Below are 14,383 nucleotides of genomic sequence, written 5' to 3' on the forward strand. Positions count from 1 at the left end.
TATGAATCAGTATTTAAATAAAATTGCATTAATTATCCTGATAGTATTTTCGGCGGCAAGCTGTAGTAATTTCCTCGATGTCGTGCCTCAGGATAAAATTTTAGAATCACAAATATTTGAAAATGAAGCCGGAATGCAAAATGTACATAACGGACTTTATATGATGCTTGCGTCTGATGAACTTTACGGCAGACAGTTAACAATGGATGCCGTAGATATTTTAGGACAGCAGTACAATATGCCAGCATCGCATGCAAAAACTAAAATGGCTCTATACGCTTATGCAGAATCCAATCCGAAAGACGTTTTTACAGGTATTTGGCAAAAAGCTTTTACCACAATTCTGTCGGCTAATAAATTTTTGGAAAGTTTGGCAGAACATGATGGAATTGTTTCTCAGGAAAAAGCAAATCTTTTAAAAGGAGAAACTATTGCAATACGAGCAATGGTGCATTTTGATATGCTGCGATTATTTGGTCCGGTTTACAAAGTAGATCCTTCTTTGCCTTCAATACCTTATTATGATGCGCCTGTGACATCAAATAATCCAATTTTGTCGGCAAAAGATGCCATGAGCAAGATTTTGGCAGACCTTGATACAGCATTGGCATTATTAGAAAAAGACCCAATCCTGAAAACAGGAAGGTATCAGACCACTACAGACTATGATTCAAATCCTTATTATTCTCAAAACAGAGGTATGAGAATGAATTTCCTTGCTGTAAAATGTTTAAAAGCCCGTGCACTTTTATACGCTGGAGATAAAGTAGGAGCATCGGCAGCAGCAAATGAAATAATTGCTTTTACAAAATCGAACACGCTTTTTCCATGGACTCCATTTTTGGATGCTACAAATAGCGCAAATCCCGACAGAATTTTTTCTTCTGAAAACTTTTTTGCTTTAAGTGATTACACTTTGTATAAGACACAAGAAGATTTATTTGATTCAAAGTTACCGGATGCTTCAATATATGCGCCATTATTAAGCAGATTAAATGCTGTTTTTGAGTCGAATGATAATGACTACCGAAGCTTGCCAAGCTGGAAGATTCCTGTTGTGGGCGGAAAAACACAAAAAACATTTTTTAAATATGCAGATGTGCCGGAAAGCAAAATGGTATTTCGCTTGCAGATTTCAATGTTTAAGCTTTCAGAAATGTACCTAATTGCAGCTGAAACAGCAGCAGTTCCTGCAGATGGCATCGCTTTATTGAATACCCTTCGTTTTAACAGAGGCTTACCTAATCTGGCTACTACAGCAGTTTTAGCAACAGAGGTAACAAAAGAATACAGAAAAGAATTTATGGGTGAAGGGCAATTGTTCTTTTATTACAAAAGAAATAATACCGCCGCAATTCCGAATGGTTCCATAGCTTCCGGAAATATTACAATGGGACCACTTCAATATGTGGTGCCTTTGCCGGATGCCGAAATCAACTTTCAATAATTTAAAAAGATAAACATGAAAAAAATATTGATTTTAAGCTTTGCATTTTTATTCTTTTTAGGATTTACTTCATGCAATCAGGAGGAAATAGAGACTTATCACGATACCGATAATATCTATTTTTCGCCATCTGTTTTTACAATTCCGGTAAACGGTGCATTGATAACCACAGATAGTACAGGATTTAGTTTTGCATTAGATAAAGCAGCAATTACAGACCGTATTTATAAAATTCCGATTAGAGTACAGGGAAAAGTAAGTGATGTTGACAGAAAAGTAAAAGTAGCGATTGATTCAAAAAGTACAGCCGTAGAAGGAACTCATTTTAAACTTCCGGATAATATTGTGATGCATGCCGGCAAAGCAGTAGATACCATTGAGGTAAAAGTGTTTAGAACTGCCGATATGAAAACAAATAGCTTTTTACTAGTCTTGAATTTAGAAGAAAACGAATCGTTTACTACTAATATGAAAAGCAAAGTCATTAATTCGCTTACCAACAAAACGATGAGTCATATTTCATACAAATTAGCATTTGATGATAAAATATCACAACCGCAAGGATGGTTTGCCGGGTTTTTAGGAGTTTTTACAGCAAAGAAATTTTTCTTAATGTGCGATTTAATGCATTTAGATCCCAGTATGTTTAATCAGAAATTGGGATCACCAGGATTGTCTATTCCGGATATTCAGTATTATCAAAACTATATGAAACGCTATTTGGCAGATCAAAAAGCGGCAGGCAATATTATTTATGAAGAGGATGGAAAAGAAATGATCTTTCCTTAAAACATTCCTTATTTAAACTAAAAAATATAACACGATGTTAAAATATATAAAAATTCATTTAGCACTTTCGGCATTGCTTGTTTTGGTTTTAAGTTGTGCCGATGATGAAGGAAATTACGATTATAAAGCGATCAACGAAATCAATGCAACCGGAATAGAAGAAGCGTATACCGCTTATACGGGTGAGAAACTAAAAATTGAACCAAATTTAAATGCGACTTTAGATGATAATACAGATCCCGACCGCTATACTTATGAGTGGGTGGCTGTTAATCCGGTAAAACTTGTAATGGAATCTAAAACAGTTCTGGCGACAAGCAAAAATTTTGATTCAGAATTAAAGTTACCACCTGCAAAATATACTATTTATTACACTGTAAAAGATAAAGTTACCGGAGTAACCTGGCAGCATAAGCCTTTTACCCTGAATGTCGTTTCTGCTATTTATGAAGGCTGGATGATTATTGGTGACGCAGATGGAAAACCACGTCTCGATATGATATCAATTCTTCCTGGTGTCCCAGCTCCGCGTATTATTACAGATGTATTAGATGCAGCAGGTTCAAATCTTAAGTTAGCAGGAAAAGCAGTAGATGTAGAATGTTTTAATCAGCCTTTATCATCATCATTAATTTATGGAGTTTATGTAACCACAACAGAAAATGGAACAGCGAGATTAGATCCTGATTCTTTTGGATGGACGATAACGCAAAATTTAGCCTATGAAACCGTAGGAGGATCGCTGCCTACAAATTTTGGAGTCGATTTTATGAAATCGGCTAACAGTGGAGAAAATCTGATTTATAGCAAAGGAGATATCTACTATTTTTATCGAGTAGTGCAGATAAAATACGGTCTGCCTCAAAATAAACTAGAGACTGAAACCAAAACTTTTTATGCAGCACCATTTATAGCAGAGAATGGAGGTTCGCTGGGAACACCTGTTTTTTATGATCAGACAGCCAGACGTTTTGTAAGATACTCTACATCAAAAGGAAGCTGTTCGTCAATGCCTCCTGCTGCAGATTCAGAGGTATCTTTAGATTGGAACAACACCAATTCTGATTTGGTTTACATGACAACTTCTGCGTTTAATCAAGGGGAGAATTTTGCTGTACTGAAGAATTTAGCCACAGGAAAATTTAACTTGCTTCGTTTTACCAAAGCTTTGGCACAAACTTATTACAAACCAATTTTGAATGCACCTGATTTTGATAAAGCAACAAAATTTGCAGTCAGCCCCGATTCAGGATATTTGTTTTATGCAGTTGGAGGCAAATTATATGAGTATGATAACGGAACTCAAACGGCTAAATTAATGCTGGACAAAGGAGCAGAAGAAATCACGTATATCAATTTCAATCAAAGAGCTACAAATAAATCCAAATATTTAATTATTGGAAGTTACGGAACTACAGGAAAGTTAGAACTGTATGAAGTTCCTCCGGTAAATGGTAATTTAATTTTAGTAAACAAATACGAAGGTTTATGCAAAATTGTTGATGTTGCATACCGCGGGAGATAATTAAAAATCTTAAACAAAGCCGAATGAAGAACGAAACTTCATTCTTCATTCGGTTCTTAAAAACCACATTTTATGAAACGTTTTTTTAAAATCGCAAGTGCAGTTTTGCTGCTTGCCTGTCCTTCTATTGCCTTAAAAGCACAAACTCAATCGACTGATGAAAGTTGGGAACAAGCCAAAAAACAGGCACAAACAGAGAAGAAATTAATCTTTGTCGATTTGTATTTTACAGGTTGTATGCCGTGCGCACAAATGGACAAAGAAGTATTTCCGGATCCGAAAGTTGCCGCTATTTTGGGCGCTGATTTTGTCACTTTTAAATCCGACATTCTAAAAGAAGAAATCGGTAAAAAATTATGCATGAAATACGGCGTTACCGGATTTCCGACTTTTTTGGTAATGAATTCCGAAGGGAAAATTATTGATGTAGAATCCGGCTTTCAAAGTGTAGAACAATTAACAGCACTTTTGCAAAAATCGAAAGAAAATGCAAAAAAAGGAATCCTGAAAAAATACAGCGCCAAAGACGAAGTGTATCCGGATTTCTATAGAGAAGCCTATTTAAACGGAAAAAGAAATGTTCCGTTTGAAACTGTTGATGCTTATTTAAAAGCACAGCCATCGTTAACAGCAGAAGTTCCGTTTGTGATTATCACCGGTTTACGAATTGGCCGTCAATACGATGAGTTTTATTTAAAAAATGCCAAACAGCTTTACAAAGATTACGGTTCATCAAGCGTAAATATGCATGTTTTTACTATTCTGCAACGCAAGAAAAAAGAATTTGAAAAAACAAATGATTTAGCTGGTTTCAAAAAACTTCTGGACGAAATGAAACCTCTATATTCTACAGAAGAGTGGACAAAATTCGAGCGTATTTTACTAAAAGATTTTGGTGTAGAAAAGGTCGTTACCAAAAATCCAAATACTGAAAAAGTAGTAAAATGAAAAAAATAATGATCTTGTCGCTGCTGTTTTTTATCTGTTTAGTAAATGGACAGAAAAAAAGTACGGTACAGACAATCAAAGCATTTGAACAAGCTTTTCAGCAGAAAAATTACAGCAGTTTAAAAGATCTTTTGGCACCGGAATTTACCGTTGGAGTAGGAGATTCCTCTTCAAACGAATTTTATCTGAACGGAATTTTCAATGCTTTCCCAGCTTTAGATTCTATTCAGATTGGGAAATCAATGACCATGAAAAATGAAACTTTTACTTCTGTAGATTTTCACTTTAAAGGGAAAGAAAAAAAGCCGTCACAAATCGTTTTCAATTCAGAAAATAAAATTTTGTACGTAACCTTTTTTGATGGTTTGTATAAAGTGGATCGAAATGCTGAGGTTAAAAAAATGGCTAGTATTCCGTTTGAAATCATTGAAAACGGAATCGCCATTAAAATAAAACTCAACAAAGCCAATCGTGAATTTTTAATGCTTTTCGATACAGGCGCAGACGGAATGGCGTTGAATCCGGACAGCGCGTACAAAGCGGGAGTTGTAGTTACCAAAACTAAGTCGGCTTCTGTGGTTGGTGGAAGTCAGCAAGTGCAGTATTCAGCAGACAATACGATTTATATTGGCGATCAGGTGCTGAAAAATCAGGGGTTGGTTATTTTTCCAAAACACAGTGTTTACGATGGCTTATTTGGTGCCAATTTGCTTCGCAATTTTATTACGTCGGTCAACTTTGATACGATGACAATTGATTTGTACAATTTCGGAAATTTTAATTATTGGGAAAAAGCAAAGCCATTCGTTTTCGATTATAAATCGGGACTTCCGGTCGTAAAAATGAACCTGACTTTTGAAGATAAAAAAACAGTCGAAGGCAGTTTCACTTTTGATACCGGAGCAGGTTACGATCTTATCGCTTACGGACCTTTCAACCATAAAAATAATCTGGAGGCAAGTTTAAAAACCGAATACAACTCTGTTAATTTCAGTTTAGGTAAACAAACTAAAATTGTTGGTGGTGCGATTCCAAATGTGGCAATTAACGGAAATAATTTTCCGAACATAACCATTGCTTTACAGGAATATGACGAAGCCAATAAAAACTGGGCTTTCGCCGATGGATCTTTGGGAATCGATTTAATAAAGCGTTTCAATTTTACGATCGATCTTTTGCATAAAACGGTCTATCTGGAACCCAATAAAAGCTTCAATAAAAGACCGTCTTTTTATCTCAGCGGACTTGATTTAGATTTTGATGACAATCAAAACTTAGTGATAAAACGAGTGATCGATCAGCAGAACAAAGAGTTGCAGCAAGTAAAACCAGGAGCTAAAATCACTCAAATAAATGATTTTGAATCTAAAGATTTACTGAAACCGGAAAATCTTAAAAAGCTGAAAGAATCAAAAGAAGCCAAAGATTTTATCATCGAGCAAGGCGATCAATCGATGCGTATTTCAATTTAAAACAATCAAAAAACAAATAACTATCATGAAAAAACACTTTTTTTATTTCATTTTAACCTTCCTTACGGTTCAAATGAGTTTTGCAGCCAGCATTTCTGAATATGCTGTAATTAAAGGAACAATTTCAATTCCTGATTTTCAGGCCAAAGAAGTTACGCTTTATAGCGTTGAAGAAGGAAAGCCAGCGGTTGCTGCAACTGCTAAAGTCAATACACTCGGGGAATTTGGCTTTATGATACCAGTTTCAGCGTCTGGCTTCTATTATGTTGATTACGGACAATTTAAAGGCAGAAACCAATTAATTCGTTTGTACTTAGAATCAAAATTAGATATCAATCTTCTTATTAATAAAGAACATTACGTTTTGAGCGGAAAAAATGTAGGACAGAATGTTCTGGTTCAAAAAGCAAACGAAATTTACAATGAGTTTGCCCCGTTTTCAAGACTGGGAACTAATATTACGTACGTAGATTTTTATCCTTGGATTGACAAAGGCGTGGCAAAAGCAGATGAATTTTCAAAATCAATCAAAACTAAAGACGCAGCATTTAATAAATTATTAAAATTGGCCGTAGCGACCGATGTTGAAGAATTGACTTATACTTTTTTCAGAATGCCAAGAAGTGCATTTCCGGATAAAGATGATCGTCCGGCAATTATAAAAACCTGGGAAACCGACAAAAAATTTACAGATCCTGATTTATTAAAAGTTGCAAATGGTTTATCTTTAATGTCAAATTATTTCTTTTACATAAGCATGAATAGCGCAGCGCCTGCAAGACGTTTAGATATTGCAGAAGCGACAACTCATATTACAGATCCGGCATTAAAAGACGTTTATCTTCGTGATGCGGTTGCCACTTCAAGAATGAAAATTGAAGAGTACGAAAAAATTGCTCCAAGTATTAAACCGTATATGATTTCTGAAGCAAGTAAATCATTTTTAATCGAATATGAAAAAGTACTTCATAAAAACGTAGGTCAGAAAGGATTAGATTTTACATATAATGACATTAATGACAAAGCGGTTTCATTTTCAGATTTTAAAGGAAAACTGGTATACATCGATTTATGGGCAACCTGGTGCGGACCTTGTAAAGCAGAGATTCCACACATGAAAAAAATTGAAGAAGATTATCACGGAAAAAATATTGTTTTCGTAAGTCTTTCGTTAGATAAACCAAAAGACGCACAAAAATGGAAAGATTTCGTTACTAAAGAACAATTAAAAGGAATTCAGTTAATGGCAGATAAAGATTTTAGTTCTGATGTAGCTAAAAATTATGATGTAAATGCTATTCCGAGATTCTTGTTGTTTGATACAAAAGGAAATATTATCAATGCCGATGCTTTACGTCCGTCAAATCCAGAATTGAGAGAACAACTGGATAAACTATTGAAGAGTTAGAAATAATTAGTTCTAAAAATAAAATATTTAACCCGTTGGGTGAAATTATTTTTTAACACATAGAAACAATAGATTTTAGTTTTAAATAAAAAAAGGCTAAAGAAAAAACTAGTTTTCACACATAGCTATGTTTATTTAAATAAGTGAAACGCCTTTTATGCAAAATAAAAAGACTATGTCTCTATGTGTTTAAAATATTTATCACAGTAAAAAAAAAAGAAAACTATGTTTTATAAGAAAAAATCGACACTTGTTTTTTTATTTATGATTGCAAATTTGCTCACTGTTCAAGCGCAGAGTTTCAAAGCAAATGATCCAATTGCGGTCAATCAGAAAATAAAAAAAGGAGTTTTACCAAACGGCATGACGTATTATATTTACCCGACAGATGTAAATAAAAATACGGCAAGTTATTATATCATTCAAAATGTAGGTTCAATTTTAGAAAACGATCAGCAGAAAGGTTTGGCGCATTTTCTGGAGCATATGGCGTTTAACGGAACCAAAAATTTTGAAGGAAAAGGCATTCTGAATACACTTCAGAAACAAGGAGCCGTTTTCGGAAGAAATATCAATGCTTATACGAGCACAGACGAAACGGTTTATAACTTAGACAACATTCCGTCAAAAGATGGGGGAGTAGTAGATACTTGTTTACTGGTTTTACACGACTGGTCTAATTTTTTGTCTTTGACGAATGAAGAAATCGATGCAGAGCGAGGTGTAATTACCGAAGAATGGCGTACCAGACAAAATGCAAGAGCAAGAATTTACGAGCAGTTGGCACCGTATTATTACAACAATTCGCCGTATGCAGAACGTATGCCAATTGGTGATATGAATATTGTAAAAAACTTTAAATATCAGGTTTTAAAAGATTTTTATAAAGATTGGTACCGTCCCGATTTGCAGGCAATCGCAATTGTTGGAGATATTAATGAAGATGAAATTGAAGCTAAAATCAAAAAGCTTTTTGCAGATATTCCGACACCTCAAAATCCTAAAAAACGTTTTGAAATTGCCATTCCGGAAAAAGCAGAACCAACTTTTAAATTGGCTTTAGACAAAGAAATTTCAGCTTCGGGAATTAGTTATATGATTCGTCACGTTGCAGAAAAACCAACAGGAACTTATGCCGACTTAGAAAAAGCAACACAAAGAAGCATTGCATTTTCTATTTTGAATAACCGTTTGGGCGAAATGGCGCAAAAACAAGAATGCCCGTTCAAAGGAGCACAAATTGGCTATCAAAGTTATACTCGTTTGAATGATATCTGGATTTTAACTGTTTCTCCAAAACCGGGAAAACAAGCTGAAGCTTTTGCAGCAGTTATGAACGAATGGGTTCGTGCCTATAAATTTGGTTTCTCAAAAGGAGAAATTGAAAGAGCCGTTACTGAAACCATTTCAGGTTACGAAAATTATTTAGAAAAAATAAATGAGATTTCGCATAAACAAGTAATCGGAATGGTGAAAGACGATTATTTAAATCATGAAGTCATTGCCGATCCTGCAGCAGAATTTGAAATGACGAAGAGCATTTTAAAAAGTCTGGACAGTAAAATTCTTCAGGAGCAAATAAGTAAATTATATACACAGCAAAATCGCGTGATTACCGTAACCGGAGTAGAAGGCGAAGAAAATCTGAATCAGGACAAAGCGTTTGATATTATTCAGAAAGCAGAAAATGATGCTTCGTTGCAGGCTTATGTAGATACTTTTGTTTCTAAATCACTAATGGATGGGATAGATTTAAAACCAGGTAAGATTGTTTCTGAAAAAGAGACGAAAGAAATCAATGCAACAACTTTTGTATTAAGCAATGGTGTAAAAGTGCATTATAAATTTGCTGATAAGAATAAAAAAGAAGTAACTCTTGTGGCAAAAAGTTTTGGAGGCTCTTCTTTATATACTCCTAAAGATATACCATCTCTTGCAGTTACTGCAGATCTGGCAATGATGTCGGGGGTTGCATCTTTTTCGAGTACTGATTTAGAAAAAATGCTAAAAGGAAAAATGGTAAATGCTTCTGCTGGTATAGATAATTTTGTAGAAAGAGTGAATGCAAATGCAAATACGAAGGATATTGAAACGATGATGCAATTAATTTATTTGCGTTTTTCTAAACCAAGATTTGATCAAGATCAATTTGATTTATTGAAGCAAAGAATGCAAAATGCTTTAAAAAATAAACAAAATGATATTTCATCTAAAATGAAAGATAGTTTGAATTTTGCCATTTACGGAAAAAATAACCCAAAAGTGCGTATACTGAATCAGCAATTTATTGACGATCTGTCTTTTGATAAAATGAAATCTTTCTACCTAGATCGCTTTTCTGACGTAAGTAATTTTACGTTTTATATCGTAGGTGACATAAAACTTGAAATTTTAAAACCTTTATTAGAAAAATATATTGCAAGTATATCTGGAATAAAAAGAAAAGAAAACTTTAATGACGATAGAGTTGAATGGGTTTCCAATAAAATAGACAAAGATATTTTTATAAAAATGGAAACACCAAAGAGTTCTGTAAAAATTAAGTTTGAAGATAGTTTTGCATATTCTCAAAAGAATAAAATTTTAGCCTCTTTTTTAGGTGATATTTTAACTCTGAGATACACTGAAAGTCTTCGTGAAAAAGAAGGAGGAACATATGGTGCTCAAGTTAACTCGAGTTTGACAAAACTTCCTAAACCAAATGTCACTCTTACGATAGCATTTGATTGCGATGCAGAAAAAGCAGAACAGTTATTGCCAATTGTATATCAGTCAATTGAAGAAATTCAAAAAGGAAAAATTTTGAGTGAAGATATTGAAAAGACGAGGAAGAACTATATTAAAACAAAAGCAGATCAGCAGAATTTTAATTTTAACAGCATGGATCTGATCTCTAATTACTTTGAAAATCATATTAATATGGATGATCCCAAAAACTACAATGATATCGTAAATGAAGTCACAGCAAAAGATATTCAAGATTTTACAAATGCATTTTTAAAAAATGCCAAATCTTATGAGATAGTCTTCAAACCATTAAAATAATTTTATCAGTTTTTTTATAATAGAGTTTAATTGTTTTTCCCTATCAATTATTATTTTGAGTTAGTAAGCAAATTAGTTGTTATAGCGGATTATCGAGAGGGTTGTTTTTTGCTATTCAACCCTCTTTTTTTAAAATTTAACCCATGAACAAGAACATATTTTTAGGGAGTCTTTTGTTGTTGTTTTCAGTAATAACACAGGCTCAGATTTACAATCCGTTAAAATGGAAGACCAGTATTGAGAAAATTTCCGATACAGAATACGAGTTACAGGCAAAAGCCTTAATCGAACCGGGTTGGCATTTATACAGTCAGGAAGTTTCAGATGGCGGTCCGATTCCTACTCGTTTTACCTTTACAAAATCACTGGAATTTCAGTTAATTGGCGAGGTAAAAGAAGAAAAAGGAAAAACCATCAACGATCCTGTTTTTAAAATGCAGATTAAGTTTTTCGAGAAAGAAACCACTTTTTCGCAGCGCATAAAAATACTTTCGGCAAAACCTTTCAAAATCAAAACCGAAGTTGAATTTATGGTTTGCAATGATGAGAATTGCCTTCCGCCAAGTTCAGATGAATTGGAGTTTAACGTTAGCCCATCCGCGAAAGCGATAACTTTAATTGAAAGTGCTGTAAAGAAAGAAAATAAAACAGCAGAAATTGATTCTTCAGTTGTTGAAGTAAAAGAAAAAACAGAAGAAATAATCCACACAGAAATTGTAAAAACACCCAAAAAAGAACTGAAAAAACAACAACCGGAAACAGAATCAAGAAGTTTATGGTCGATTTTTTTATTGTCGTTCTTCTCCGGATTTGCAGCTTTATTAACTCCGTGTGTTTTTCCGATGATTCCAATGACAGTAAGTTTTTTTACCAAGCAAAGCAAAACCAAGTCGCAGGGAATCAGAAAAGCCATTTTTTACGGGATCTCAATTATCGCCATTTATATTTTTTTGGGTGCAGTTGTAACCTGGGTTTTTGGTGCCGATTCTCTAAACGCGCTTTCAACAAACGTTTGGTTTAACCTTATATTTTTTGTGCTTTTAATGTTTTTTGCTTTTTCATTTTTAGGAGCATTCGAAATAATGCTTCCAAATGCATGGGCAAACAAAGTAGATTCACAAGCCGATAAAGGCGGAATCGTGGGAATTTTATTCATGGCTTTGGCACTGGCGATTGTCTCTTTTTCTTGTACAGGACCAATTGTGGGTACGCTACTTGTTGAAGCCGCTTCGCGTGGAGGAATTGCACCTTTTGTCGGGATGTTTGGTTTTTCTCTGGCTTTGGCATTGCCTTTTACTTTGTTTGCGGCATTTCCGGGTTGGTTAAATTCACTTCCAAAATCGGGTGGTTGGTTAAATTCGGTTAAAGTATTTTTAGGATTTCTGGAAATGGCTTTGGCTTTTAAATTTCTGTCAAATGCCGATTTGGTTTTGCAATTACACTGGCTGGAAAGAGAAACCTTCTTAGCGATTTGGATTGCCATTTTCGGAACTCTGACGTATTATTTATTCGGAAAAATTCAGTTGCCGCACGATAGTCCGGTTTCCAATATTAGCGTTGGAAGATTGGGACTTGGAGTTTTAGTTTTGGCTTTTACCATTTATCTGATTCCCGGAATCTGGGGCGCACCTTTAAAAATGATCAGTGGTTTTCCGCCGCCAATGCATTATAGCGAAATTCCGAATGGATTAAGTAATTCCAATTCACATGAAATCACAGAAAATCTGCCGGAAGGTGCAAAACTTGGACCTCACGATATTATGGCTTTTACCGATTATGATTTAGGGATGCAATATGCCAAAAAAATGGGGAAACCGGTTATGATTGATTTTACCGGACATGCTTGTGTAAATTGCCGTAAAATGGAAGACAATGTCTGGTCTGACGATAAGGTGCAGAAAATTTTAAAAGGCGATTTGATCTTGATTTCATTATATGTTGATGATAAAAGAGAATTGGCTTCACACGAACAAAAGGTTTCTGAACTAACGGGTAAAAAGATCAAATACATTGGTCAGAAGTGGAGCGAATTTCAGACCATAAAATATAAAACCAATGCGCAGCCTTTTTATGTATTGGTTAATAATAAAGGAGAAAAGTTAAACGAGACTTCAGCTTATAATCCGGATGTTGATGATTATTTAAAATGGCTCAATACCGGAATTTCTAAATTCAAAAATGAATATTCGGAAATTTAGAAAACCATTAAAATGTAAAACTGTAAAAGAGATGCTTATCCTGCATCTCTTTTTTTGTGCGCTTAATTTTGTGTTTTCCAAATTGAAAAACTAAAATTTTAAGAATACAGCTACTCTATTTAAAATATTTTAATATTGAAAGGTAATTTGTTACGGTAATTTAAAAAATAAATTAAATTTGTTTAAAACCTAAATATAAAGCTATGAGTTTAAAAGATTTATTGGATAATAGTAAAGACAAAAGTTTATCGGAACAGAAATGGCATATGTTGAGACAATTTATTGTAAAACGACTATTATCTGGTGGAAATTCGACTATTGCGGAACTAAGTGCTGAACTGCAATCCAGCGTTCCAACAGTTACTAAAGCTGTAAATGAATTGCTCGCAGAAGGTTATGTGGTAGATTTAGGTAAAATTACCAATAGTGGCGGTCGCAGACCCTCATTATTTAGTATTAACCCAACTTGTGCCTATTTTTTAGGAGTAGAAGTAGGGTTAACCAGCATGTCAATCGGACTTCAGAATATTAAAAACGAATTGGTTAGTATAGAATTAGGAACTGCTTTTAAACTGGAGAATACTCAGGAATCTTTAAATAAGTTTTGCAGTTTAATTAATTCATTTATTGAAGACAGTTCGGTTGAGAAAAAAATGATTTTGGGAGTTTGCATCAACTTTTCAGGACGTATTAACTCTATGGAAGGTTTTAGTTATAATTACTTTTTTAGCGAAAACAGACCGTTAACCGAAATTATCTCAGAGCAGGTTAATCTTCCGGTTCATTTAGAAAATGATACCCGGGCAATGGCTTTTGGCGAATATTGTGAAGGTGGCGTTGATGATGAGCAAAATATAATCTTTGTGAATTACAGTTGGGGAGTTGCAATTGGTATGATTACAGATGGCAAACTCTATTATGGAAAATCGGGTTATTCGGGTGAGTTTGGTCACAGTACTATTTTTAATAACGAAATAATGTGCCAGTGCGGAAAGTTAGGCTGCCTGGAAACCGAAATCTCCGGCTGGTCATTAATTAATCAGTTTAAAGATGCAATTAAAGATGGTAAACAATCGAAAGTAGTGCTGGATGATAATTCTCCAGTTCTGCAACATCATGCTATTATTGCCGGTGCGGTCAATCTGGAAGACACACTTTGTGTTGATCTGGTTACGCAGCAAAGCGAGAAAATGGGACGTTATTTATCTATTCTCCTTAATATCTTCAATCCTGATCTTTTGGTAATTGGAGGCGATTTTGCTCAACTAGGTGATTATGCCCTTTTACCAATTCAATCTGCATTAAAAAAATATTCACTTGGTTTAGTCAACCGGGATATGAAACTTAAAAAATCAACTTTGGGTCGTCGTGCCGGCGTAATTGGGGCATGTTGTGTCATTAAGGAAAAACTGCTGTTTCCTTTAATTAATAGTTAATTTCAAAAATCAATACCACTTATTAAAATATTTTAATAACTATAGTTGTTATTTTAAAATATTTTATATCTTTACAAAGTGATAATAAATTATTTACATATAGTTTACTTATGAA

Annotated in this window: 9 protein-coding genes; all 9 read left to right on the plus strand. The window is 34.3% G+C overall.

The genetic code is table 11. The features are described from left to right. Position 1: 1 nt before the first annotated feature. The 9 genes from KHA98_RS11370 to KHA98_RS11410 all read left to right on the plus strand — a co-directional run bounded on the left by KHA98_RS11370 (position 2) and on the right by KHA98_RS11410 (position 14,268). Positions 2-1,447, plus strand: coding sequence for a RagB/SusD family nutrient uptake outer membrane protein (locus tag KHA98_RS11370; RefSeq protein ID WP_213258051.1), 1,446 nt, complete (start codon positions 2-4; stop codon positions 1,445-1,447). Between the two features lie 15 nt (positions 1,448-1,462). Further along, entirely contained in the window at positions 1,463-2,236 is a 774-nt protein-coding gene (locus KHA98_RS11375; protein WP_213258052.1) for a DUF4843 domain-containing protein, read from the plus strand. Between the two features lie 34 nt (positions 2,237-2,270). Next, positions 2,271-3,761 carry a PKD-like family lipoprotein gene (locus tag KHA98_RS11380; protein ID WP_213258053.1) on the plus strand — a complete coding sequence of 497 codons (1,491 nt, stop codon included), beginning with the start codon at positions 2,271-2,273 and terminating at the stop codon, positions 3,759-3,761. Between the two features lie 72 nt (positions 3,762-3,833). Continuing rightward, on the plus strand, positions 3,834-4,709 hold the full coding sequence (locus KHA98_RS11385; protein ID WP_213258054.1) for a thioredoxin family protein: 876 nt from the start codon (positions 3,834-3,836) through the stop codon (positions 4,707-4,709). Next, positions 4,706-6,181 carry a retropepsin-like aspartic protease gene (locus tag KHA98_RS11390; protein WP_213258055.1) on the plus strand — a complete coding sequence of 492 codons (1,476 nt, stop codon included), beginning with the start codon at positions 4,706-4,708 and terminating at the stop codon, positions 6,179-6,181. The genes KHA98_RS11385 and KHA98_RS11390 overlap by 4 nt, the downstream gene beginning before the upstream one ends. Positions 6,182-6,206: 25 nt before the next feature. Continuing rightward, on the plus strand, positions 6,207-7,589 hold the full coding sequence (locus tag KHA98_RS22905; RefSeq protein ID WP_246522300.1) for a TlpA family protein disulfide reductase: 1,383 nt from the start codon (positions 6,207-6,209) through the stop codon (positions 7,587-7,589). Positions 7,590-7,814: 225 nt separating this feature from the next. Then, positions 7,815-10,634, plus strand: a complete 2,820-nt coding sequence (locus KHA98_RS11400) for a M16 family metallopeptidase (RefSeq protein WP_213258056.1) — start codon at positions 7,815-7,817, stop codon at positions 10,632-10,634. Between the two features lie 143 nt (positions 10,635-10,777). Then, positions 10,778-12,832 carry a protein-disulfide reductase DsbD family protein gene (locus KHA98_RS11405; protein WP_213258057.1) on the plus strand — a complete coding sequence of 685 codons (2,055 nt, stop codon included), beginning with the start codon at positions 10,778-10,780 and terminating at the stop codon, positions 12,830-12,832. A 203-nt stretch (positions 12,833-13,035) separates the two neighbouring features. Then, positions 13,036-14,268 (plus strand): ROK family transcriptional regulator, encoded by a 1,233-nt coding sequence (locus KHA98_RS11410; protein ID WP_213258058.1) that lies wholly within the window; start codon positions 13,036-13,038, stop codon positions 14,266-14,268. Positions 14,269-14,383: the final 115 nt, after the last annotated feature.

The organism is Flavobacterium branchiicola (assembly GCF_018383905.1).
Classification (GTDB): domain Bacteria; phylum Bacteroidota; class Bacteroidia; order Flavobacteriales; family Flavobacteriaceae; genus Flavobacterium; species Flavobacterium branchiicola.